Origin of the sequence: Corynebacterium aquatimens, assembly GCF_030408395.1 — a bacterium.
GTDB classification, from domain to species: Bacteria; Actinomycetota; Actinomycetes; order Mycobacteriales; family Mycobacteriaceae; genus Corynebacterium; species Corynebacterium aquatimens.
This window is the reverse complement of the sequence record NZ_CP046980.1, coordinates 1,534,237-1,556,690: the sequence shown is the minus strand read 5'-3', so window position 1 is coordinate 1,556,690 and position 22,454 is coordinate 1,534,237. Positions and strand designations below refer to the sequence as shown.

Sequence of the window (22,454 nt, the reverse complement as noted above, 5' to 3'; positions counted from 1 at the left end):
GGTGAAACTCCTTCTAGATCAGAGCCTCACACACAAACTTCCTGACACCCTTTCTGGACACGCGAGGGCAAAAATCATCCCGGAATACGGCATTGAGGCGACAAACACGCTGACCTTGATCCCCGGTGTGCCGTCAGGGTCGAACAGGCGCATCTTGGTGCCTGCCCAATCCACCTGCATGGTGTGCCCCGGAGTGTGGGTGATGCGTGCGGTCAAACCGGCCGCGTCGACATGGGACGCCACCAACTGGCGAAACCGGTCGTAACTGTAATGGAGCTGGCCAGGTAAAGCAGGTGTGGTGGTGTAGCGCGCCCACAGCACTTGCAGTGTCTGCTTGTTGCGCCCCGTGCGGGCTTTGACCACCGCATCGAAATCGATGGGGACGAATTAGCCCTGGCCGGTGCTGCGCCCATCTACGAATAACTCGTCGAGCTCATCATCCGTCAGCGCCAAAACCTGGTCGACGGTGCGAATCCCGAGGGATCGAAGCACCTGGTTCGACCGGGAAATCGCGCGGTGCGAGCACCCGAGCTGTTGTTCAATCTGGCGGTACGAACGCTGCTGCACAAGCAGCTTCATCACCGCCCGGTAATCCGTCATCAGCGGACTCCTTCCGGTAACCGGCTACACCCCTGTGGTGCAATCACCCGAAAGCATCACCCGCCACCGCCAACCCCGCTACCGGATACCCACTAAACCGCTACCCGAAAGTGACCAAACCGCTACCAACTAGCCGGTCGCAACAGTGAAACCGAATCGGGTTCTATGCCTCGGTTTCATTTTTGGGGACCTCGATGCTCTCTGCCTGGGATTCGGATTTGGTGGCGGCTTGGGCGACGCGACGAGAGTTGCGCTTTGCGTCGTAGGCAAGGAATCCGATGATGATGGCAAGGGCGGCGCCGCCGGCGGCGATCCACCAGGGGTTGAAGCCGCCTGCAGGCTGCTCGCCGTCGGTGGTCTCATTGCCGGTTTGAGGCATGCGGTCCTGCGGAGCGACTTCCTTCTCGCTGGTCAGTGTGTTGATCCATCCGACCTGGTCGGCGATGGGGGTGACGTTGACGCGGGGGTTGGCTTTGAGCTCCTCTTCACTGGGGTTTTCGGGGTCGGAGAACAGGCCGGCGCTCATCACGCCGGAGACGGCCTTGTCGGTGAAGATCGGGCCGCCGGAATCACCCGGCTGGATCTTGGCGCCGTCTTTCAGGGAGACCTCCAAGGCCTTGTCGCCGCCGAAGAGTGCCATCGGGGTTTCCTTATCCACGTTGCCCTTTGCGGTGGGGAGCTTTGTGGTGCCGCCGGAACCGTCGGAGGACCAGCCGTAGATGTCTACTTCACCGTCCACGGACGGAACCGCGTCAGAGACCTTGGGGTAGGTCTCCAACATCATGTCTTCGACCGTGTGGAGCATGGCAATGTCACCTTTGTGGGCGACTTCCCAGCGGTCAACGTCGTAGTAGCGCTGGTTGTCGCCCTGGCCGGTGCGAACGGAGCCCTCAACCTTGGGGAAGCCCTCCACGCAGTGGCGGGCGGTGAGTACCCAGTGCGGGGCGACGGCCACGCCGGTGCACACGCCCTCCTGCGCATCAGAATCCTGGGTGCGTACGGATACAACGGCGTTGGATTCCGGTGAGGGTACAGCGAACATGTCCGATTCCATCGCGGCAGCCGGGGTGAGCACGCCGATGCCAGCGATAGCGGTGGCGGTACCGACGGCGGCTGTGGCGCGCATTGCCGTGCCGAAGGTTGAGCGGAAAGCGTTGGACGTGGTCATGGGGTCTCCTTTTCGGGTATGTGGTTTATAAATCGGGGCTTGTACGGGGCTTGTACGGGGTTTGTGCCGTGCGGCTACGCAGCAAGCTGAGGGGCGATATTCCGGCGGCCGGGGAGGTCCTCCCGGCTGGCGGCGGAGCAGGTGCGGTGCAGTAGCGCTTCGAGTGGTCCGCGGTTAAAGAATGTGAACCACGCGGTGGCTAATGCGATGGCGGCTAAGGCGCTGACAATCGCGAAGGCGGTGCCGTGGCCGAAGTTTGCGGTGATCACGTGCAGGACGTAGATCGTCAAGGGCATGCGTCCCATGCGGTAGAGCGGCATGAGCAGCCGGTCCCCGATGCTGTGGGTGGCGATCCGGGTCGAGGCGATCCACACGCAGAAGGTGGCCACGGCGACGGCCATGCCGGCCTCACCAAGCACGGCGATCAACCCGCCCGTGTGGCCATTGGGGTCATACAACCCGTAGCCGGGGGATTCCGGGTTGAGGTAGTGGCGTCCCACCATTGCGAACGCGGCCAGGATTAACCCGCCGGCGATCACCGCCGCGGCGCGGGGGCGGACATCTACTTGGGGGGACGGGGCGGTTGTGGTGGCAGCTGCGGCGGTGGTGGCGCCGGTTGCGGTGGTGCCGGTGGCGGTAGTGCGGGATGCTAGGGGAGCGAGGATGACTCGCCACGCGATCATGCCCATGACCATCAGTGCAGCCCATTCCAAAAGCGGGTAGGGCGGCGCCAACACGTCAGGGAGGAAGTAGGCGATGCCATCTAGGATGCCGCCGTGCGGGGTAGCTGAGGTGTTCTCAGGCGTTTGGAAGGCCATTGACCAGCTAGAGAAGATCAAGCTCGCGCATGCTGAGAGCACGGTCAAAGCAACCGCTAGCCAGACAAGATTCTTTGTCCGCCACCGTACGACCGGGGCCAGGGCGATGTAGCAAATACCAAACGGCAGCAGGACCACCGCGATATCGCCAGCGAACGGTACCAACAGGGCGTCGAAAAGCATGAGCATCGCGCCGCGCACAGCGAACTGGTGCCGCTGAACCGCGAGCGCGCGTCCGCCGGACGCCACGGCCCGGCGCGCCATAAGCGACATGGACACACCTGCGAGGAATGCGAAACCGGCCGAAGGGAAACCGTCGAGAAGCATGCCGGCGATTCCCGCAGGCAACGTGAGGTGCGCGAACATCATGCCGATGAGCGCGACCGCGCGGGCGATGTCCACGCCGGTGACGCGTACGCGCGGCGAGGGTGTAGACACTTTTTCCACAGGCCGTGTTGTGGTGAAACTTTCTGGCATGGTCAACAGACTAAAATGCGCCATGTTGCGAGAGCGTTAACGCGGAAAAATTGTTGTGAGAGGGATGCAGATGCCCAGGGTAATGGTGGTTGAGGATGAACAATACTTGGCCGAAGCGATCGCGAAAGTGTGCGCGCGGCAGGGGTGGGCGGTAGAGACCGCGCTGCGCGGCGATGACGCGGTGGCCTACCTTGCGCACAGTGGCATGGGAGTGGACGTGGTTGTGCTTGACCGCGACCTACCTGGCATTCACGGCGACGACGTATGCGCCACGATTACGCGTGAACACCCCCACATCAAGGTGCTGATGCTCACGGCCGCCGCGACCTTGGACGACAAAGTCGATGGCTTTGGCCTTGGTGCAGATGACTACTTAACCAAGCCTTTTGAGGTGCCGGAGCTCATCGCGCGCATTACCGCGCTGATGCGCCGCCACGCGCCCCGCCGGACGTCCGTGGTTGCTATCGGTGATGTGCGCGTGGACACCTCTACGCGGCAGATCACCCGCGCCGGGGAGGCGGTTCGGCTAAGCCCCAAGGAGTACGCAGTGCTGAGCACGCTTATCGACGCCGAAGGGGCGGTGATTTCCGCAGAGGAATTATTGGAGGAAGCCTGGGATGAAAACGCCGATCCGTTTTCCAATTCGATCCGCGTGACTATCTCCCACCTGCGGCGCAAATTGGGGGAGCCGTGGATCATCCACACCATGCCCGGGGCGGGGTACTACGTGGCGGAGGCGGCGTACCAATGAGCGTGGGGAGCGCGCGCCGCGACGAAGCGCTGACGGGGTCCGGCAACCGCTTGTCCTTGCGGGCACGCGTGACGCTGCTTTTCGTAGCGACGGTACTTGTGGTGGGCCTGTCATTGACCGCGATTGTGTACCTGTATTTGCGGCTTACCCCTGTGCCGTTTACCGCGGTGTTTCCGGGGGCGCCTGCGCCTGGTTCGTTTGACGGTCCGATTGATGGTTCGATTGATGTTCCGATCGATGGTCCGATTGATGGTTCGGTGGATGGTGGGGGAGTCCCCGCCGACGACGCGGTGATTGATGCGGCGGTGCCGTTCCCTGATGCGCTGCTGCGCGTGGTGGTGACGTCTTCACTGGTCACGCTGTTATTCATGACTGCACTATCCGGCATTATTGGGTGGTTTGCCGCCGGCTATGCGCTGCGCCCAGTGCGCGGCATGGCGGACGTTGCCCGCGGTGTGTCTGCTGGGGATATGTCCCACCGGATTAACTACTCCGGTCCCGCGGACGACATCGGTGACTTAGCCGTTGCGTTTGACGCGATGCTGGAATCCGTCGAATCACATGTGGAATCCCAGCGTCGCTTCGCCGCGAACGCGTCCCATGAACTGAAAACCCCGATTGCCACGATCCAGACCATGGCGGATGTGGCGCTATCTGATCCCGATGCCACCACCGACGAGCTCCGTGAGACACTCACCCGCGTGCGGGAAGTCACCGCCCACAATGGGGAAATGGTGAGCGCGCTGCTCGCGTTTTCCCAGGCCACCACCGGACGCATCCAACGCCAAACGGTTGACCTGTCTGCCTTGTTCCGTGACTCCGCCAGCGCCCACAGCATCCCCGCTGTTGTCCCGAACCACCCAATCACCGTCTCCGGAGACGCGATTTTGCTGCACCACGCCGTGGACAACCTCTTTGCTAATGCCGCCTCCCACGGGACCGCGGGTACCGCGCGCGCGGAACTGTCAACAGGGGATTCCGGCCCAGCGGTTATCACCGTCAGCAACGACGGCCCGGTCTTGGAAACCGCGGTGATCGCCCAGCTGACCGAACCGTTCACCCGCGCCCAGTCCCGTGTGGGCGACCGCGGCCACGGCCTAGGCCTAGCACTCGTGGACGCCATCGGCACCGCCCACAACGGCGCACTCACTCTCAGCGGGAAACCCGGCGGTGGGTTGATCGCGTCCCTTCAACTGCCCACCCGCGACTGAGCTGGGCCAGGGCCGGTCACGGGCCAGTCCCAGGTGAGTTCCGGGCTAGTCCCGGTCCTCAACGATCATGTCGCTAATCCGGTCGTGGGGAATCCAAGCCACGGCGGGTTCTCCGTACGGACCGCAGGATAGACGCATGTGCACGTGGGCTTCGGGATCACCCTGTAGGTGATAGCCCTTGTAACATTCCCACCCGTTGGGCGCTTCCCACCTCGCGCCGGACCCGAACGGCGGCTCGCCGGATGGGGATCCGAACAGGTAGTCCGTAAACGTTGCCATCGCGGCATCGCAATCGACTTCGTGTCGCACGGTCACAACCGCGTTTGTTTCACCAGTGACCTGATCTGTCACGTCCCCACACACCACACCGGACGGTGCATATTTTCGGTCGAATGCCGGGGCCGGCTCTGCCGCTGGTGCTTCGGAAACTTCTCCGCCGGAGTGGATGAACGCAACGCGGGTTCGGCTGTTCCAACAGTTCATGGTGTAACCGCCGGGTTCAACCTCGCCGACATCGACACCGCGGCCACACCGCCATCCGTTGATTGCTTGCCACGCTTCATCCCCGTCCTTGATCGCGCGCGAGTTTCCGGACAGGAAATCAGTGACCACCGTCATCGCCTCGTCGCAACGCGCCTCACCCCCGATGACCACGATGTCGTAGGTCTTCTGTGAGAAGTTTGAAAACGCCGTTCCGCACACGGTGCCCTGACCGTCCGCAGGGCTGCTTTCGCTCGTGTACTCCGTGACTGTTTCCTGCACTTGGGTGCGTGACTGCGTAGTCAATTCAGGTTCTTCCAGCGGCTCGCTGCGGGAGCAACCCACCATCGCAACAGTGGCCAGTGCACAAATGGCATAAAAGCGACGTCTCACAGTAAGAATGTTATCCTTTCGGCTATCTCGCGTAGGCTAGGCCACGATGAATAATGATGAGAACGCGCAGTTCGACGAGAGTGTGGATGTCGACAACGCGCAGGAGAATGTAAACGCTGCAGAAGCGACAGACACACCCGATGAGACCACGGAGCAGATTCTCACAGTGGACGATCTCGTCGGATCCGACTTGAACGATAGCTTGGCAGAAGAGACTGCCGATGGCACCGACGACAGTGCCGACTCGAGCACTAACGCCACCGAACTCCCCGAGATCCAGGTGGAGCCCGAAGGCCCCATCGTGGACGAAGCCGAAGCTGGCAAAGACTCCGAGACGCCGGAAATCCAGGTGGAGCCCGAGGGCCCGCTTATCGACGCCGAGGGCTACGACACTGCCGAGACTGTCGAGGGCGATGACGCTGCCCAGACTGTCGAGGGCGATGACGCTGGTGACGCCGATGATGACACCGATGACGATGACGCCGATGAATCTCGGGACGGAGACGGCGAGGGCTTTACTGGGTTAAGCCTGCCGTCGAATGTGCTTGCTGCCGTGGAGCGTGTGGGCTTTGAAAACCCGTCGCCGATCCAGGAACAGACGATTCCGCTGCTCATGGAAGGTCGGGACGTTGTTGGTCTGGCACAGACCGGTACGGGTAAAACCGCCGCGTTCGCGTTGCCGATTCTGTCCCGAATCAACAAGGATGAGCGCCACCCGCAGGCCCTGGTTCTGGCGCCGACGCGCGAACTTGCGCTCCAGGTCGCGGATTCCTTCCAGTCCTTTGCGGACCACTTGGGCAACATTTCGATCCTGCCGATTTACGGTGGTCAGGCCTATGGCGTGCAGCTGTCGGGGCTGCGTCGCGGGGCACAAATCATCGTCGGTACGCCAGGGCGCGTGATCGACCACCTTGAGCGTGGCTCGCTGGACATCTCTAACCTGCGCTTCCTCGTGCTCGATGAGGCCGATGAGATGCTCAACATGGGTTTCCAGGAAGACGTGGAGCGCATTCTGGAAGACACCCCGGATGAGAAGCAGGTGGCGCTGTTCTCGGCAACGATGCCGAATGCGATCCGCCGGATCTCTAAGCAGTACCTCGATGATCCGGCAGAGGTCACCGTGAAATCGGAGACCCGCACCAACACCAACATCTCCCAGCGCTACCTGTTCACGCCGGGCCGCAACAAGATGGATGCTTTGACCCGCGTCCTTGAGGTCGCCGAGTTCGAGGCAATGATCATCTTCGTGCGTACGAAGAACGACACCGAGGAAGTTGCGCAGAACCTGCGTGAGCAGGGATTCGCTGCCGCAGCCATCAATGGTGACATTCCGCAGCAGCAGCGCGAACGCACCGTCGATCAGCTTCGCGACGGCCGCATTGACATCCTCGTGGCCACCGACGTTGCCGCCCGTGGCTTGGATGTGGAGCGCATCTCCCACGTTTTGAACTACGACATCCCGCGCGATACCGAGTCCTATGTGCACCGCATCGGACGCACCGGTCGTGCCGGCCGCAGCGGTAAGGCGCTGCTGTTTGTCACCCCGCGTGAGCGCCGCATGCTGCGCTCAATTGAAAAAGTCACTGGAGCGCGCATCGAGGAAGTCGACCTGCCGACCGTGGACCAGGTTAACGACGCCCGCAAGGCGAAGTTTGCGGATTCCATCACGGCCTCCCTGGACGCAAAGCAGATCGACCTGTTTAAAGAACTAGTGCAGAACTACTCTGAGGCCAACGGCGTGGCCATGGAGGACATCGCAGCCGCCCTTGCCGCCCAGGCCCAGGGTGAGGCCGAGTTCTTAATGAAGGAGCAGCCGAAGTCCAAGAAGGACAGGCGCGATCGCGAAAAGTGGGACCGTGAGGATCGCTTTGACCGTGACCGTGGTGATCGCGGCGGCCGCGGCAAGCGCGACCGCTTCGACCGCGATGACAGAGGCGACCGTGGCGGCCGCAAGTTCGACCGCCAGCAAGACAGTGAGAACTTTGACACCTACCGCCTTGACGTGGGTAAGCGCCAGCACGTCCGCCCCGGCGGCATCGTCGGTGCGCTCGCAAACGAAGGTGGGCTGACTAACAAAGACTTCGGCCGAATCACCATCGGCGGCGACTTCTCCCTGGTGGAACTACCGAAGAACCTCGACCCGGCTGTGCTTGATCGCCTCAGCGATACCCGCATTTCCGGCCAGCTAATCAACATCAAGCGCGACACCGGCGCCCCGTCCCGCGACCGTGGAGGCTACCGCGATCGTGGTTACCGTGACCGCGATGACGACCGCCGTGGAGGCTACCGCGATCGTGGCTACCGCGACCGCGATGATCGCGACAACCGCGGCGGCAGAGGTGGCCACGGTGGATTCCGCGGGCGTGACGACGACCGCCGGGGCGGCTACCGCGACCGCGACGATGACCATCGCGGCGGCTACCGCGGTGGCCGGGACCGTGACTGGGATTCCCGCGATCGCGGGCGCAACAAGAAGAAGGGCTGGCGTGATTAGGGGTTCTCGGACGTCGGGTTGAATTCCAACTCGATGTCCCAGTTTCCATATGGGCCGGGTTGGCCCAGGAAATAAGAAAGGACCCTTCTACTGCGTATACATGCGGCAGAAGGGTGGGGGTTTTTGGGCTTGGACGCGGGATTTGCGCAGCTCCCCGGAGGTCCGACCAACCGAACAGCTCTGCTTCCACGGCTACCGCACGGGGCGAGGCCTTCGTCCAAGGCGGCAGGTTGTCCAAAATGTGGGCTTCCTAAGGTGCTGGGGCGGTGAGTGTCGGGTCGTCGTCAAGCTTTGCGGAGGGGTGATTCGCGAAATTTTGCTTTGCTGATGTGTTGCCAAAAACCCTTGACTCGGTGACCTGCGTGTTTAAGAAGAGTATCGATAGTTGGATACAAATTTCGCGAACGGGGGTTCATCTTGATCCCGCTGGTGCTTCAGCTGGGACGGCAGTTCCTTCGGTAAAACGTTAGCGTTAAAAAGGCCGACCGCATTGGCGGTCGGCTGAAGCTAAACGGGTGGGAAACCGCGTTTGGGTACTGTTGGGGGGGTCAGTTCTAGATGAACATCAAGACAAGAACGATCACCCACAGCAGGTTGAAGATTCCGGCGGCGATGGTGGCGGTCTTTTTGGACTTCTCAAAGTCGTCGGTGTAGTCCTTTTCCGGGTCGGCTTCGGACGGGTCAAGTTCACCAAGGGCGCCCATCAGTTTGCGCTGCTGCGGGATGACCACGAACAGCAAAAGGAGCCAGGCAATAAGCGCGAGGGCCAGGGAAGCGTGGAACTGGCCCTGGGACTTGTAGGTATCCCAGTCGAGGAACAGGACCGCAGCGCCGATCAGCGGCACCAGCATAGAAATCATGCCGTAGGAACGGGAGATGCGGTGCAGCAGTCGAGCTTGACCGACGAATCGCTGGCCGCCGCCGCGACCATGCTGGCCGTCGAACTCAGGTCCAGCGTTGCGGGCATCAGCCGCAGCACGGGGGAACATGGACACTGCCACGGCGACCGGACCCAGCAACAGGATCGCGGCACCGACGTGGAGGATTGTAAGAACGGTTTCAAACATGTTGGTCAGTGTATGCGAAGCAATTGTTTGCTGCCCGAGGGCAGGTTAGGTACGCGGTCAGGATAGAACGCATTGCGTAGCCCAGCGCACGAGCTCTTCATCACCGCGGCGTCGGCGCGAGACAGGGGAAGATCGTATTTGTTCGCGACCTTGGCCAACTGCTTGGAGTACGCGCACCGTGACGCCGCGCGCGGGGGCATCCATTCAGCGGGAAGCATGTCTTTCTTCGCTTGGTTGACCTCGCTTGCGGTGACAACCAGGTTGTCTGGGTCGTTGTAGAAAGCCAGGCGTTTTTCCGCAGGCCACGTGTTAGCACCCATGTCCCACGCGGCTGAGATGGGATAGAGGTGGTCCACTTCCACGTCCTTGGGTGGAAGGGGTTTGCCGGTGTACGGGTCTTTGATCGAATCCTTACCGCCTGAGGTCGTGGACCACGCTGAGTAGCGCTGCATGCACGACGGTTGGTCATAGGAAACAGCCATCACGTAATCGCGGGTGTTGCACCCGTTGGGTTGTGTTCCCCAGGTTTCCGCGAACAGAGCGCGTTTGTATCCCGGGACATCTGTGCGGACGGGGATGACGGTTGCGATCTCAACACCGTCGCGGCCGGGAAGAGGCCACGGGATGACGATCAGCGTTGCGATCATCAGGATGCCGAGGAGGAGCTTGTAAGGCGTCGATAAGCGTTCGCGTGCGCGCTTTCGTGCGCGACGCGGAACCGCGGTGCTGCCCCCGCGTGGCGCAATGAGTGGCGCGTGCGGGGGAGGCGCGGGAGGGGTTTCGAAGTGCGGTTGGAAGCGTGGGTCAGGACGGTACTGTTTCATACCTATTTAGACTTCGCGGGAGCCCCCAAGGTTCCCTTCGCCGGCAAGATTTTTCTGGGCGGTGCTTCCATTACCACTTCCTTTGTTACTGACGTGGAGCTCCTCGCCCGGGGTAGCGGTGGCGTTGAAAGCTTCCTCGAACGTGGCGTCAGGGTGTTCCATGGAGTAATCGGTGACCGCCAAGTGGCGGTCAAACTCCGTGTCCACGCCGGGCTTCGGCTGAGTCATAAGCGAGACCGCAACCATAGCGATGGTGGCCAGGATGAAGCCCGGAACCATCTCATAGATCAGGCCGCTCAGTGCATCGACGTTGCCCCACACCAGCACCGTGACCGCGCCGGTGATCATGCCAGCCATCGCGCCTTGTGAGGTCAGGCGACGCCAGAAGAGGGAGGCGATGATGATCGGACCGAACGCGGAACCGAAGCCGGCCCACGCGAAGCCGACCAGGTTAAGGATCGTGTCAGACGGGTTGGCCGCCATGATGATGGCGATGATTGCAACAACGATCACCATGCCGCGGGAGGAGATGAGAAGCATGCGTTGCGACGGCTCTTTTTTGCTGAATACCTTGAACAGATCCTCGACCAACGCCGACGAGGTGACCAGCAGCTGGGAAGACATCGTTGACATGATTGCTGCGAGCACAGCGGTGAGAACCAGACCGGCGAACAGCGGGTGGAACAGGATGCGGGTCATGTCCAAGAAGATGGTTTCAAACCCTTCGCGGTCCACAACGGAGTGCTGGGTTTGACCGAAGAAGCTTGCACCGATGATCGCGGTGAAGATGGCGCCGATGTAACAAAAACCCACCCAGATCAGGCCGGAATTGCGGCCGGATTTGGCCTCAGACGGGCTGCGCAGCGCCATGAAGCGGGTGATGATGTGCGGCTGTCCCATGTATCCCAGGCCCCACGCCAGGTTGCCGATGATTCCCGCCGCGGTGGTGCCAGCGATGATGTTGAAGAAGTCCGGGTTGCCATCAGGGTGCGGGCCGTAGGCGTTATCCACCGGGTAGGAGAAGATGTCGCCGGGATTGTCGATAGCAAACAGAGCCATGATCGGGACGATGAGAAGCGCTGCGAACATGAGCAGACCCTGCGCCACGTCGGTGTAGGACACAGCGAAGAAGCCACCGATGAAGGTGTAGACCACCGTGATTGCGCCCACGATGAGCATGCCGGTGAGGTAGTCACCTTGGAACGTGGATTCGAAGTAGCGGCCACCAGCCACCATGCCGGAGGAAACGTAGAAGGTGAAGAAGAAGATGATGATCAGCGCGGCAATGACGCGCAGCGCACGGGAGGAATCATGCGTGCGGTTTTCAAAGAAACTCGGCAGCGTGATCGAGTTATTGGCCACTTCGGAATACGCGCGCAAACGCGGTGCGATCCATTGCCAGTTCGCCCACGTACCAATGAACAGACCGATGACGATCCAGATTTCGCTCATGCCGGCCACGAACAGTGCGCCCGGCAGGCCCATGAGCAGCCAGCCTGACATGTCCGATGCGCCGGCAGAAATTCCCGCCACGAACGGCGGGAGGTTGCGTCCACCGATCACGTAGTCGTCATACTCGGAGGTTTTACGCCAGCCGTAGTACCCGATTGCGAGCATCACGACAAAGTACAAAATCACCGCGATGATGATCCAAGTGTTGTCTGTCATTCGGTTTCCCTTTCACGCTCCACGCGGAGCCTTACGCAAAAAGTTTCATTAAGCGTACCGAATGCCCCCGACATGCGTGACCATTATCGGGCAGGGATCGGATTTCCGCCCGCGCGGGCCCGTGGGCGGGTGTGAAAATTGGTTCCACCTTGTAGGGTCACAGACTATGCGGACTACGCGCGATGGAAAAGGCACGGATCGGGGCACGAGGTATGCCCGCCTCGCCTTTCTTTCCGGGGCTCTCACCGCCTGCACCGCCGCGACGGTGGCGTTTACCTTTGCCGCGACGCCATCGGATTCGCCTACTCCTACGCCACCGAGTACGGCCCACAGCACGCCCGCGGTGGTGACCACGGTGCAGCAGGCTCCGTCGACAAGCGTTGTGCCTGAAGTTGTTACCCCCGAACCGGACATGGCTGAGGGCACTGAGCTGGAAGCGCCGGTGGCGCCGGAACCTGCGGCCGCAGACGTTGATGCTTCCGCGTCCTTTGATGAAGCGAATGTGGATCAACTGGTTGATGATGGTGCTCCGGAGCCACCCGTGCGTTCGCGGAAGCAAACAGGACGCGCGCCGCTTCTGGTCCAGCAGGGAACGCGGTTTAGTACGCGCAAGCTTGGTGCGGAGCGCGCCAAATCCGCCTGCACTGTCGGTTACATCGACGCGGCCAACCGGAGCGGATACTCTGCTGCTCACTGTGGCAACAACGGCGATGCCGTGTACGTGAAGAACTCCAAAGGGGAGTGGGCGCTGGCCGGGAAATTCCAAGTGTCTTCGGCGTACGACAAAGCCACCAACACCAATGATTGGGCCCGCATTAAGTGGAACAGCCGCGTCACGTATGGCAAGAACGGCTTTTCTGGCGACGCGATTATCTCACCCGACTCACTCGATATCGGCGACAAACTGTGTCTGCGTGGCAGCGCGAGCCACAAGGAGACCGCCAACAATGTGAGCTGCGGGCGCTACGCAGGCCGCGTCCGCACAACAGTGTTCATGGACGGCGGCGGTGGTGTCCAAGGTGATTCCGGCGGCGCAGTGTACGCGCCGGGCAAAGGCTTCGTGGGCGTCTATTCCGGACACAACGAACACCGGAAGGTACACAACGGCGACCGCCGCCTCGAACGCGTCTCCATGATCGGCAACGGCGCTCCCGTATCCCGCGCCGAACAACGCGCCATCGCCGAGGCCCTAACCAAGTAGCGCCTTTAGCTCCCGGGGTTGGATTCGGGGATTGGGGACGGAGTTAGGGTGGCCAAATAGTGTGGTTTCACTAAGAGAAAAACTTGTTTTTATATTCGTTCACTGAGCGCGAAGTTCACAAGTCCAAGAAGCATCCAATAATTGCTTAAGAATATCCGGTATCCGCTGTTCAGCGGTGGTTTTTCGTGCGTTCCTACATATCATGAACCGGTAAACATGATGGTGACGGAAGGCAGTCAATGTCACGCGTGGGGGCGTCCGCAAGGACGGTACTAACTTTTTTAGCAACGGCGTCTATCGTGACACCGCTTATCGCTGTACCTGAAGCATCGGCAGGAATTGTTGACTGGGCGTCGCAGGCAACCAAGGTCACTATTGAAGCGCGGCAGGGTTATGACTTCTACAGCGCGGGCGGCACGGGGCGGTGCACGATCGCGTATAACGATCACGTGTCGCGGACCAGCCTTACCGCGGCGCACTGCGGGGTCTTCGGTGAAGATGTGTTCTTGAAAGATTCCAGCGGAAGGAAGGTGAAGGCGGGGACGCTGGAACCGTCGTTAAGCTTTGATCGCGATGCCACGTCAAACGATTGGGCCGTGATCAAATGGGATCCCAGCGTGAACCTTGGAGATAACTCCTTTTCTGGTGACGCGATCGTGCCCTTAGAGGATCTTGTCATGGGAGACACGCTGTGCGTTCGCGGCAGTTCGTCCCACGGCACGACCGACAAGGTGTCGTGCGCGCCGTATGTGGGCAACGTGAACAACTCGGTGTTTTTCGAAAATACTGCTGGAAAACCAGGTGATTCGGGCGGCACGGTTTTTGTTCCGGGTAAAGGATTTGTGGGCATCTACTCCGGGGCAACGGAGTTCTACGACGCCGAGGGGACTCGCCGGAAGATTGAACGCGCTTCACTGCCGAGCGACGGCCCGGACATCACAATGAGGCAGTTGAACCACTTCCTCGATGTGTACTTGGAGGGCGCATTCCGCATCAGCGCGACGGAGATGCGTGTGGTCCCCCTTGGTTCTGTGGTAGAGGCCGCTACCACGGCCAGTGACGAGGTGAATTCGCCGACAGTAGGCAGAGGCGGAATCGTGGGAATCGTCGTTGCGGTGCTCGCGATCGTTCTGATGGCTGCTGGTGGCGCGATGTTTATGGCAGCAGCGCGCTAACTAGGCGCTAACTAGATAAGCGCTTCTGATCCGCGGATTGTGTTGCGGATTGTGCTGTGAATTTTGTTGTGGATTTTCTTGTGGAAGATCCGGTGTCGGGGGCGGGTGGTAGAAAAGAATCTATGCCTAATTTCCTCCTGCACGGACTGCTGTTGAGCCAGTCTGGCTTTTGCGTGTGGGTGGAACGCGTGGAAGGCCACAAGCTGGTTCTGCCATCGCAGGTTCCGTCGGGGACGTTTCCACCGGGGATTGAGGCGATGCTCAATGATGCGAAGTTCCGGCAGCGCGAACCGGTGAAGCTGCGCACACCGCGTGGTAAAGAGCTCACTTTGCGGATCCCGTCGGCGGCGCTCTCACCGGAAGACACGGTGCGGTTTTTAGATCAGCTCGTCCACGTTGATCAGGCCGGCCCCGGGGTTACGGCGGTGCACAAGGGCTCGATCGCGCCGGATCTTTTGTGGTTCATCCACCTCTACCGGGGGCTCAACAGGTTCATCAACGCTGGGCGCGTGAGCGTGCACATGCCGAATGAATCGACGCAGTGGTACCCGCAGTGGAAGCTCGGCGCTGGTCTGGACGAACGGACCTGGTTGGCGGATATGGTCTCCGCCGCGCCGGGAGTAATCACTATCAACAACCCTGAGTTGATCGAAGATCTAGCGCACACTTTCGTGCACTGGATCGTGTCCACGCGGTTGGCGCCGCTGTTGGAGATGCGTCGGGCGTACCCATGGCATGAGTTCGCGGAATCGCTGTTGAAATCGGAGCCGCTGCGCCGTGGTAATTCGGACGTGGCGCGTGCGTTGAACCAGTGGAACGGGTCGATCACGGCGGTGAATACGCAGCTGGTGTTCATCGTGGAGGAGCCGTGGGAGGATTATGAGACCGCTCGTTGGCCAGTGCGTGCGCGCGTGCGCGCGGGTACTGATGCGCCGCAGCCGATCCGCTTGGACCGGTTGGATCCGGCGGTGATCGCGGCGCTGCGCGAGCAGCTGAATAAGGCGATTTCGATTACGAGTTTGCTGGACCCGATGGAGCACCCACGCATGCTGTGGGAAGAGGGGGTCGGTCCGGGCTTCGGTGCGGATGTGGGTGATGGTGGCGGTTCCCGCATTGATGTCGGCTACGCGGCGGGTCCGGCATCGCCGGAGGACGGGGACTGGGATTGTTACCTCACCACGGCGGAGGTCGCGGAGCTGGTGGCCACGCACGCGCCGAGACTTCGGGTGAACAATATCCCGTTGATGCTGCCGCGGTCGTGGTCGAAGGCGGAGACTACGGCGCGGCTGAAGATCAGCCGTGAGGCGGACGGGCCGGATTCGTTGAAGGCGCCGAAGCTTGGCTTTGACCAGTTGCTTACCTACGACTGGTCGGTGTCCGTGGGGGACATCGAGCTGAGCGAGGAGGAAATGAGGAAACTGATTGCCTCCAAATCCGGGCTGATCCGCTTGCGCGGCCAGTGGGTGATGGCGGATACGGACTCGCTGCGATCGTCGCGTAAGTACATGGAGGCGCTCGCCGGTAAAGAAGTCGAAGAAGGCGTTATCACCGCCCGGGAGTTGCGCCAGCTTGCGCTTGAATCAGCAGTAGACAACCCGGTGGAAATCACGGGGGATGCTGGCTGGATCACCAGTCTTGTGGGCGGGACTGATAGGCCTGCGCCCGAGCGCCAGGACATCCCGGAAACGGTGGAGGCGGAGCTGCGGGATTACCAACGCCGCGGGGTGGACTGGCTGTACTTCATGTCCCGCAACAACGTAGGGGCCGTGCTGGCCGATGACATGGGGTTGGGCAAAACCCTGCAATTGCTCATTCTTTTAGCAGTCGAGCGTGCGCACGGCACCAGCACCGGCCCGACGTTGGTGATTGCCCCGACATCGGTGGTGGGCAACTGGGCGCGAGAAGCGGCGCGGTTTGTGCCGGATCTCACCGTCGCGGTCCATCATGGGTCATCGCGGGCCAAGGGCAAGGCTCTCGTCGATAAGTGCGCTGGTGCTGATCTAGTGATCACGTCGTATGGCGTGGCCAGCCGTGATCACAAGGACCTGGCGCAGATTAGCTGGGACCACGTCGTTTTGGATGAGGCGCAAGCGATTAAGAATACGGCCACCAAGGCGTCGAGAAGCGTGCGTGCGATTCCGGCGCGGCACCGCATTGCGCTCACCGGAACGCCCGTGGAAAACCGCTTGAGTGAGCTGCGCAGCATCCTTGATTTTGTGAACCCGGGCCTTTTGGGCTCAGCGACGTTTTTCCGTAACCACTTTGCAAAAGCCATTGAGTCACGCAGGGATGAGCAGCTGGCGGACGCGATGCAGGAACGGTTGCGGCGGCTCACCGCGCCGTTTGTGATGCGCAGGTTGAAGTCTGATCCCGCGATCATCGATGACCTGCCGGACAAGATTGAACATGTTGTCCCGGTGGACATGACCAAGGAACAAGCGGCGCTTTATACTGCGCTCGTCGAGGACATGGAGGCGCAGCTCGGCCAGCGTGAGGGGATCGAGCGCAAGGGCTTGGTGCTGACGACGATTACGCGGATTAAGCAAATCTGCAACCACCCCGCGCACTTTTTGGGTGATGGGTCAGCTGTGACCGACAAGGGCAGGCATCGCTCGGGCAAGGTGGCCATGCTCATGGAACTCATTGATCAAGCGATTGAGACCGATCAGCGCGTGCTGGTGTTCACCCAGTACAAGGCGTTCGGCGATATTTTGCAGCCGTACCTGTCCCAGCGGTTGGGCCATGAGGTCCCGTTCCTTCACGGCGGCGTGACCAAGACGGCCAGGGAGAAAATGGTGGATGACTTCCAAGCGGGTGCTGGAGGCGGCGGCGAGGGCGTTACTACCGACGGGCCGCGGGTGATGATTCTCTCGCTGCGCGCGGGCGGAACGGGGATCAACCTCACCGCCGCATCGATGGTGATCCACATGGACCGGTGGTGGAACCCCGCGGTGGAAAACCAGGCGACAGATCGTGCATACCGCATAGGCCAGAACAAGAATGTGCAGGTGTACAAGATGATCACCAAGGGCACGCTGGAGGAGTCGATCCAGGACATCCTGGACGGCAAGCTCCAGCTCGCGGGCGCAGTTGTTGGTGAAGGTGAAGGCTGGATCACGGAGCTTGACGCGGAGGATCTGCGCCGCCTGATGACGTACAGGAAGCAGGGGTAAACGCTTATGCCTAAACGTCGACCGCCAAAACCCACGAAAGACTCAGAGACGAAAAAGCCCCAGCGCCCCAGCGAAGACAACGTCATCTACGCAAACTTCGGTCAACGCAAGCGCGTATCGACGGCGGAGGAGACGCTGTCTATCCCACGGGACGCTGCCGGGTCGGCACCGAACGCCTCCGGCGACACACTCGAGGCCCTGCACTCCAACGCGCCCGCCCGGCGCCTGCTTGACGCCATGATGCGCAAGGCTGAAACGGGCCGGTTATCCCGCGGCAGGGCGTATGCGGCGAAAGGCAACGTGTTAAGCGTCGCCGTCGAACCGGGAAAGTTCGTTGGCTCCGTGGCCGGCACGCAAAATGAACCGTTTACGCCCGTGGTTATCTTGCCCTACCGGACCACGGAGCAGGTCCAAGAAGCGGTGCAGCTCATGGCATCCAGCCGCGGTGAAGTGCGCGCGGCCCGCGCCGGGCGTTTTTCCGAGCCTTTGCTGAAGTTGCTCTTGGCGTCCGACCGGGAACCAGTGCGGTTCATGTGCGACTGCCCGGACAACACGGACGTGTGCAAGCACGCTATCGCGGTGACTTTCAAGGCAGCGGAGATGCTGGACGCAGATCCCACGGTGCTCTTCCGCCTGCGCAAACTGGATCCGCTCACGGTTGAACGCCAGTTGCTCGAGTCCTCGAAGAAGCGCGCGAACGTGAACCACAACGGCAGCACCGAGCTGTTCTGGGAGGGACGTGAGCTGCCAGATCTGCCTACTCCGAAGGTCGCACCGATGATTGAGGATTCGGACATTGACCTACTGCACCGCGCGATGCAGTCAATTTCATTCACCAACCTGGACCAGCTACGCGGGGTTGCGGACATTGAGGATCTGTACCAGGAGCTGACGCGCCGGGATTAGGGCACGCATGTTCGATTTCGTTGGTATTTTCCATTTCAATGTCGGGCAGCCCTGGTAAGTGTGTAAGGCATGACAGATAGATCGGTCACATTCATCCACAGTTCGGATTTTCAACTGGGAATGCGGCGCTGGTTCCTCGACGGCGACGCCCAGGCGCGGTTTGATGATTCGCGCCTGCGGGCCGTCGCTAAGCTTGGTGAGCTTGCTTGTTCGCACAACGCGGAGTTCATCGTGGTGGCGGGCGACGTGTTTGATGACAACGCGTTGTCGGAGCGCACGATGGGCCGCGCGCTGGATGCGATGGACGCGCTGCCCGTGCCGGTGTATCTTCTGCCAGGCAACCACGACCCGTTGGTGCCGGGTGCTGCGCTCGAGCGTGCTGACGAGCGGGAGAACATCTCCGTGTTGCGTGACACCACGCCGGTAGAACATCGCCCCGGTGTGGAGATCGTGGGTGCGCCACTTCTCGCGCGCTATTCGACGTGTGACTTGGCGGCACAGGCTATCGCTGAGCTTGCGCCCACTGAGGCGATCCGAATCCTTGTCGCCCACGGGCAATGCTTTTCCCGCTCGAGCGAGCCGAAGCCGGACTTGATCGATCTTCCCGGGCTGGAGGAAGCGTTGAAGCGCGGCACGATTGATTACGTTGCGATGGGGGACACGCACTCTGCAGGGCCGATCGGCCCGGGTGGCAAGGTGTGGTTCTCCGGCTCGCCGGAAGTCACGGATTTCCATGACCGCCGTGAGGAGGTTGAGGGCAATGAGACGAACTCCGGCAACGCTTTGGTGGTCACCATTACAAAACCGACTGTGACCACGGCCGACGTCACCGTGGAGGAGCAGCGAACAGGGGAGTGGGTCTTTGACGCGCTGCATTGGGACGTGGCGGACGCGGACGATGTTGACCGCGTGCTGGCGGATCTGGATGCCTACCCGGCGAAAGATCGCACGGTGGTGAAGTACTCCATGACCGGCACGCTGGGCTTGGAAGCCACCGGCGCGCTGGAAGAGGGTCTGGCCGCCCGGGAGGATATCTTCGGTGCCCTCTATGAGCGCGAATCGAAGATGGATCTGCACATTGAACCCGGTGATGATGAGCTGCTGAACCTCCCGCTGTCTGGTTACGCACGCGACGCGATGGCTGAACTTGTTGCCGCAGCCGCATCTGCACAACGCGACACTGGCTCCGGTGCTGGTGCCGCCGACATGACCGCCCGGGACGCCGTGAACCTGCTGTTCCGCCTGAGCAAGGAGGGCAAGTAAATGCGTATCCACTCCCTGATTCTGGACAACGTCCGGGCCGTGGAACACCTAGAGCTAAACGACCTGCCGGACACCGGCGTGATTCTTATCTACGGCGATAATGAGGCCGGCAAGTCCACCATCCTGGATGCCCTGGATGCAGTGCTGAACATCAAGCACACGGCCAACACCGTGAAGACGCGCGCGTTGAAGCCCGTGGGCAAGGATGTGTCCCCCGAGGTCACTCTCAGCGCCACTATCGGTCCCTACGAGTTCACCATCTACAAACGCTTCGGTGGCACGCGCGGAAAGGCCGAGCTGACCATCACTGCCCCCACCCGGGAGCAACTCAGCGGCGAGGAAGCGTACAACCGGCTCAACCAGATCGTGGAAGAGTATGTGGACACCCAACTCAAGGAAGCTTTGTTTGTCCGCCAAGGTCAGCTCGACCACGCAGTTGCCGCCGCTGGTATTCCAGCTCTAGCCAGCACCATGGAATCCAGTGCCCGCCGCACGGACTCCCACGGTCAGAGCCTTTCTGAGCGCGATCAGCCTGCGCGGGGCCAGGGAAACCACGAGTACGTCGACCGCGATGTGGATGACACCGGATTGATGGAACGCGTGCGTTCGGAGTATGAGAAATACTTCACCAAAAAAGGCGGCTCGACCAAGCTGATCAAAGATGCAGAGTCCGCGGTGGAATCGGCTGAAGAGGCCGTCCGCGAGGCGACGGAGAACAAGAAGGCTTACGAAGCCGACGTGGACGAGTACGCCCGCTGCCGCGATGAGGAAGCAGAAATCACGGCCGAGCTCCCCGAGGCACAGGAGGCGCTTGCCCGTCGCGAAGCTGACGCTGAGGCCGCGAACGCGCTGGCCGGCCAGTTGGAACAAGCACGGGAGAAAGTCGCCCGCGCGGAGCAGGACCGTGACCACGCCCGTACCGCGGTGGAGCTGCGCGCGAAACAAGTCGCTGAGCTTTCTACCCAAGAAGCGGAACTGGCTGCGATACGCAGCGGTCTTGAGGAGGCTCAGGAAAAGGCCGCGGCGGAGCAGGACACCATTACCGCGGCGGAAGAGGCCTACACCACAGCGAAAGAAGAGTCGCAGCTTCGTGCGCGTAACCTTGCGCACGCCAAAGAGCAGCTCGCGGCGGTTGACGCGCGCGAGCGCATCGCGGAACTTGAGGTCTTCGTGGACACGATCGACGGCTTGAACACGAAGATCCGCGGACTCGTCGCGGCACTTCCGCAGCGCGTGCTTAACGACGACGACGTGCGCGCACTGGAGAAACTAGCCAGCGATGTCACGGTGCAGCGCACGGTGGTGGACAGCGCCGCTGCTCGGTTTGAGATCACCCACCCGACCGGCGCAACGATCACGCTTGATGACACCAGGATTGACGTTCCTGCCGGCCCGGACACCACCTCTGTCCCGCTGGCGGACGGTGCCACGCTGGCAATCGCTGATTTTGCGCTGACCTACCGCGCAGCGCCCGGCACCGATACAGCAACCAGCAAGTTGCGCGACGCCGAACTAAAGTTCACAAACGCCCTGGCAGAACTGGGCTGCGACAGCGTTGAGACAGCGCGCGCGCTTCGCGACGAACACAGGGAGCGCACAGCCGAACTAGCCGCCATACGCCGCCAACGCACAGACGCCGCAGCCGGCCGCGACCTTGACGAAGCCCGCGAGGAACTCAAACGCCTCCGCTCTACCGCCGCCGAATCCCACAGCGACGACCACACGCACAGCGACGACAACGCGCACAGGCTCATTGCCCACGAGGACGCAAAGAACAACGTCGCCCTCGCGGAAAGTGCGTACGAGGACGCGCGTACCACCGCCCACGAAGCCGAAGTGAGGCTCATTAGTTTGAAGGCGATGCCGCACGCGCGGAGCCTCGCTGAGCTGGAGACGCGCATTGGGGATAAAGCTGCTGCGGTGGAGCGCGCCCGCGCCGATCTGACTTCTATGCGCGAGAAGACCGCCGATGATGAGTTGCACGGCGCCCTTACGTCCGCCGAGCAGAACCTGGACACCACACGCAAGGAACACGACGACATCGCGCAGCGCGTCGCTGCCGTCGATCCTGGCACGGCGGAGAAGTTGCTTGCGGGTGCCCGCAACCGCGTGAACAATCTTGACCAACGCCGGGTTAGGGCCCGCGAACGGCAGATTGCGTTGGACTCTTCCGTCCAGCGTGCTGAAGGTGAGGCGGAGAAACTCGACCGAGCCATGGCCCAACTGCAGCTGGCCACAACCCGACGTGACCGCCTGCGCCGGAAGGCTAAGGCAGCGCAACTGTTGTACGAAACCCTCGTTGCGCACCGCGATGCCGCACGTGAAAAATATGCGGCCCCTTTTGCCAAGGCGCTACAGCACTACGCATCGACCGTGTTCGGGCCCGGCACGCAGTTCGCGCTCGATGAGAACCTTAAAGTGACCACGAGAACTGTGGATGGCACGACGGTTGATCTGGACCAACTCTCTGGCGGGGCCAAGGAACAAATGGCGCTGCTTACCCGCTTCGCCATCGCGGACATGGTGGCCAGTGGCAGCGATGAGCCGATGCCCGTGCCCGTTGTTATTGATGACGCCCTTGGTGCAACCGATCCCCGCCGCCTGGACCTGATGAATGTGTTGTTCTCGCAGGTAGGGGAGTTCTCGCAGGTCTTTGTGCTCACCTGTTTCCCGCGCCGCTTCGACGGGATCGCTCCCGCCCGTCTCGCTTCCATTGAGAGCTTGAAAAACCATACAAATAACGCATAAAAACGCCGAAAATCAGCGATTGCGCGTGTAATATGTA

The 22,454-nt window shown here is 61.3% G+C and carries 17 protein-coding genes; 9 read left to right on the top strand and 8 right to left on the bottom strand.

Annotated elements, in window-relative coordinates; all coding sequences use genetic code 11:
* Positions 1 to 18: 18 nt before the first annotated feature.
* The 4 genes from CAQUA_RS07065 to CAQUA_RS07050 form a co-directional block, all read right to left on the bottom strand.
* Positions 19 to 363 (bottom strand): hypothetical protein, encoded by a 345-nt coding sequence (locus CAQUA_RS07065; RefSeq protein WP_231375340.1) that lies wholly within the window; start codon positions 361 to 363, stop codon positions 19 to 21.
* Positions 364 to 387: 24 nt separating this feature from the next.
* On the bottom strand, positions 388 to 600 hold the full coding sequence (locus CAQUA_RS07060; RefSeq protein WP_231375341.1) for a Trp family transcriptional regulator: 213 nt from the start codon (positions 598 to 600) through the stop codon (positions 388 to 390).
* 163 nt (positions 601 to 763) lie between these two features.
* Positions 764 to 1,768, bottom strand: a complete 1,005-nt coding sequence (locus tag CAQUA_RS07055; RefSeq protein WP_231375342.1) for a trypsin-like serine protease — start codon at positions 1,766 to 1,768, stop codon at positions 764 to 766.
* Between the two features lie 74 nt (positions 1,769 to 1,842).
* A complete protein-coding gene (locus CAQUA_RS07050; protein ID WP_196823903.1) occupies positions 1,843 to 3,063 on the bottom strand; it encodes a DUF418 domain-containing protein in 1,221 nt (406 codons plus the stop codon).
* Between the two features lie 70 nt (positions 3,064 to 3,133).
* Between CAQUA_RS07050 and CAQUA_RS07045 the strand changes: the two genes are divergently transcribed.
* Together CAQUA_RS07045 and CAQUA_RS07040 are read left to right on the top strand one after the other, a co-directional pair.
* Positions 3,134 to 3,814 carry a response regulator transcription factor gene (locus tag CAQUA_RS07045; RefSeq protein WP_231375343.1) on the top strand — a complete coding sequence of 227 codons (681 nt, stop codon included), beginning with the start codon at positions 3,134 to 3,136 and terminating at the stop codon, positions 3,812 to 3,814.
* Positions 3,811 to 5,025 (top strand): sensor histidine kinase, encoded by a 1,215-nt coding sequence (locus tag CAQUA_RS07040; protein WP_196823905.1) that lies wholly within the window; start codon positions 3,811 to 3,813, stop codon positions 5,023 to 5,025. Before CAQUA_RS07045 ends, CAQUA_RS07040 begins: the two co-directional genes overlap by 4 nt.
* 45 nt (positions 5,026 to 5,070) lie before the next feature.
* Here CAQUA_RS07040 and CAQUA_RS07035 read toward each other — a convergent pair whose 3' ends face one another.
* Positions 5,071 to 5,898, bottom strand: coding sequence for a hypothetical protein (locus CAQUA_RS07035; RefSeq protein WP_196823906.1), 828 nt, complete (start codon positions 5,896 to 5,898; stop codon positions 5,071 to 5,073).
* A 46-nt stretch (positions 5,899 to 5,944) separates the two neighbouring features.
* Here CAQUA_RS07035 and CAQUA_RS07030 point away from each other — a divergent pair, with 46 nt between their 5' ends.
* Positions 5,945 to 8,392, top strand: a complete 2,448-nt coding sequence (locus CAQUA_RS07030; RefSeq protein WP_231375344.1) for a DEAD/DEAH box helicase — start codon at positions 5,945 to 5,947, stop codon at positions 8,390 to 8,392.
* A gap of 554 nt (positions 8,393 to 8,946) precedes the next feature.
* On the opposite strand, the gene CAQUA_RS07025 is transcribed toward CAQUA_RS07030, so the two are convergent.
* The 3 genes from CAQUA_RS07025 to putP are packed head-to-tail and all read right to left on the bottom strand — an operon-like array spanning position 8,947 to position 11,951.
* A complete protein-coding gene (locus CAQUA_RS07025) occupies positions 8,947 to 9,459 on the bottom strand; it encodes a DUF2269 domain-containing protein (RefSeq protein WP_196823907.1) in 513 nt (170 codons plus the stop codon).
* Positions 9,460 to 9,464: 5 nt separating this feature from the next.
* Positions 9,465 to 10,283 carry a GmrSD restriction endonuclease domain-containing protein gene (locus tag CAQUA_RS07020; protein WP_196823908.1) on the bottom strand — a complete coding sequence of 273 codons (819 nt, stop codon included), beginning with the start codon at positions 10,281 to 10,283 and terminating at the stop codon, positions 9,465 to 9,467.
* Positions 10,284 to 10,289: 6 nt separating this feature from the next.
* Positions 10,290 to 11,951, bottom strand: a complete 1,662-nt coding sequence (putP, locus tag CAQUA_RS07015) for a sodium/proline symporter PutP (protein ID WP_196823909.1) — start codon at positions 11,949 to 11,951, stop codon at positions 10,290 to 10,292.
* 166 nt (positions 11,952 to 12,117) lie between these two features.
* On the opposite strand from putP, the gene CAQUA_RS07010 reads away from it, so the two are divergent.
* From CAQUA_RS07010 to CAQUA_RS06985, 6 genes are all read left to right on the top strand, one after another.
* The gene (locus tag CAQUA_RS07010) at positions 12,118 to 13,152 is read left to right on the top strand and encodes a trypsin-like serine protease (protein WP_196823910.1); all 1,035 of its coding nucleotides are present in this window, start codon (positions 12,118 to 12,120) and stop codon (positions 13,150 to 13,152) included.
* Between the two features lie 299 nt (positions 13,153 to 13,451).
* On the top strand, positions 13,452 to 14,327 hold the full coding sequence (locus CAQUA_RS07005; protein WP_196823911.1) for a trypsin-like serine protease: 876 nt from the start codon (positions 13,452 to 13,454) through the stop codon (positions 14,325 to 14,327).
* Between the two features lie 122 nt (positions 14,328 to 14,449).
* Positions 14,450 to 17,500 carry a DEAD/DEAH box helicase gene (locus CAQUA_RS07000; RefSeq protein WP_196823912.1) on the top strand — a complete coding sequence of 1,017 codons (3,051 nt, stop codon included), beginning with the start codon at positions 14,450 to 14,452 and terminating at the stop codon, positions 17,498 to 17,500.
* Between the two features lie 6 nt (positions 17,501 to 17,506).
* Complete coding sequence (locus tag CAQUA_RS06995) at positions 17,507 to 18,406, top strand: SWIM zinc finger family protein (RefSeq protein WP_196823913.1); 900 nt, start codon at positions 17,507 to 17,509, stop codon at positions 18,404 to 18,406.
* Between the two features lie 69 nt (positions 18,407 to 18,475).
* Entirely contained in the window at positions 18,476 to 19,669 is a 1,194-nt protein-coding gene (locus tag CAQUA_RS06990) for a metallophosphoesterase family protein (RefSeq protein WP_196823914.1), read from the top strand.
* Positions 19,670 to 22,417, top strand: a complete 2,748-nt coding sequence (locus CAQUA_RS06985) for an AAA family ATPase (RefSeq protein WP_196823915.1) — start codon at positions 19,670 to 19,672, stop codon at positions 22,415 to 22,417.
* Positions 22,418 to 22,454 lie beyond the last annotated feature (37 nt).

Excerpts from the sequence above, each read along its gene's own strand:
- CAQUA_RS07060 (WP_231375341.1), bottom strand. The coding sequence starts at position 600 with ATGACGGATTACCGGGCGGTGATGAAGCTGCTTGTGCAGCAGCGTTCG.
- CAQUA_RS07020 (WP_196823908.1), bottom strand. The coding sequence starts at position 10,283 with ATGAAACAGTACCGTCCTGACCCACGCTTCCAACCGCACTTCGAAACC.
- CAQUA_RS06990 (WP_196823914.1), top strand. The coding sequence starts at position 18,476 with ATGACAGATAGATCGGTCACATTCATCCACAGTTCGGATTTTCAACTG.
- CAQUA_RS07045 (WP_231375343.1), top strand. The coding sequence starts at position 3,134 with ATGCCCAGGGTAATGGTGGTTGAGGATGAACAATACTTGGCCGAAGCG.
- CAQUA_RS07040 (WP_196823905.1), top strand. The coding sequence starts at position 3,811 with ATGAGCGTGGGGAGCGCGCGCCGCGACGAAGCGCTGACGGGGTCCGGC.
- CAQUA_RS07055 (WP_231375342.1), bottom strand. The coding sequence starts at position 1,768 with ATGACCACGTCCAACGCTTTCCGCTCAACCTTCGGCACGGCAATGCGC.
- putP (WP_196823909.1), bottom strand. The coding sequence starts at position 11,951 with ATGACAGACAACACTTGGATCATCATCGCGGTGATTTTGTACTTTGTC.
- CAQUA_RS06995 (WP_196823913.1), top strand. The coding sequence starts at position 17,507 with ATGCCTAAACGTCGACCGCCAAAACCCACGAAAGACTCAGAGACGAAA.
- CAQUA_RS07025 (WP_196823907.1), bottom strand. The coding sequence starts at position 9,459 with ATGTTTGAAACCGTTCTTACAATCCTCCACGTCGGTGCCGCGATCCTG.
- CAQUA_RS07050 (WP_196823903.1), bottom strand. The coding sequence starts at position 3,063 with ATGCCAGAAAGTTTCACCACAACACGGCCTGTGGAAAAAGTGTCTACA.
- CAQUA_RS06985 (WP_196823915.1), top strand. The coding sequence starts at position 19,670 with ATGCGTATCCACTCCCTGATTCTGGACAACGTCCGGGCCGTGGAACAC.
- CAQUA_RS07010 (WP_196823910.1), top strand. The coding sequence starts at position 12,118 with ATGCGGACTACGCGCGATGGAAAAGGCACGGATCGGGGCACGAGGTAT.
- CAQUA_RS07000 (WP_196823912.1), top strand. The coding sequence starts at position 14,450 with ATGCCTAATTTCCTCCTGCACGGACTGCTGTTGAGCCAGTCTGGCTTT.
- CAQUA_RS07030 (WP_231375344.1), top strand. The coding sequence starts at position 5,945 with ATGAATAATGATGAGAACGCGCAGTTCGACGAGAGTGTGGATGTCGAC.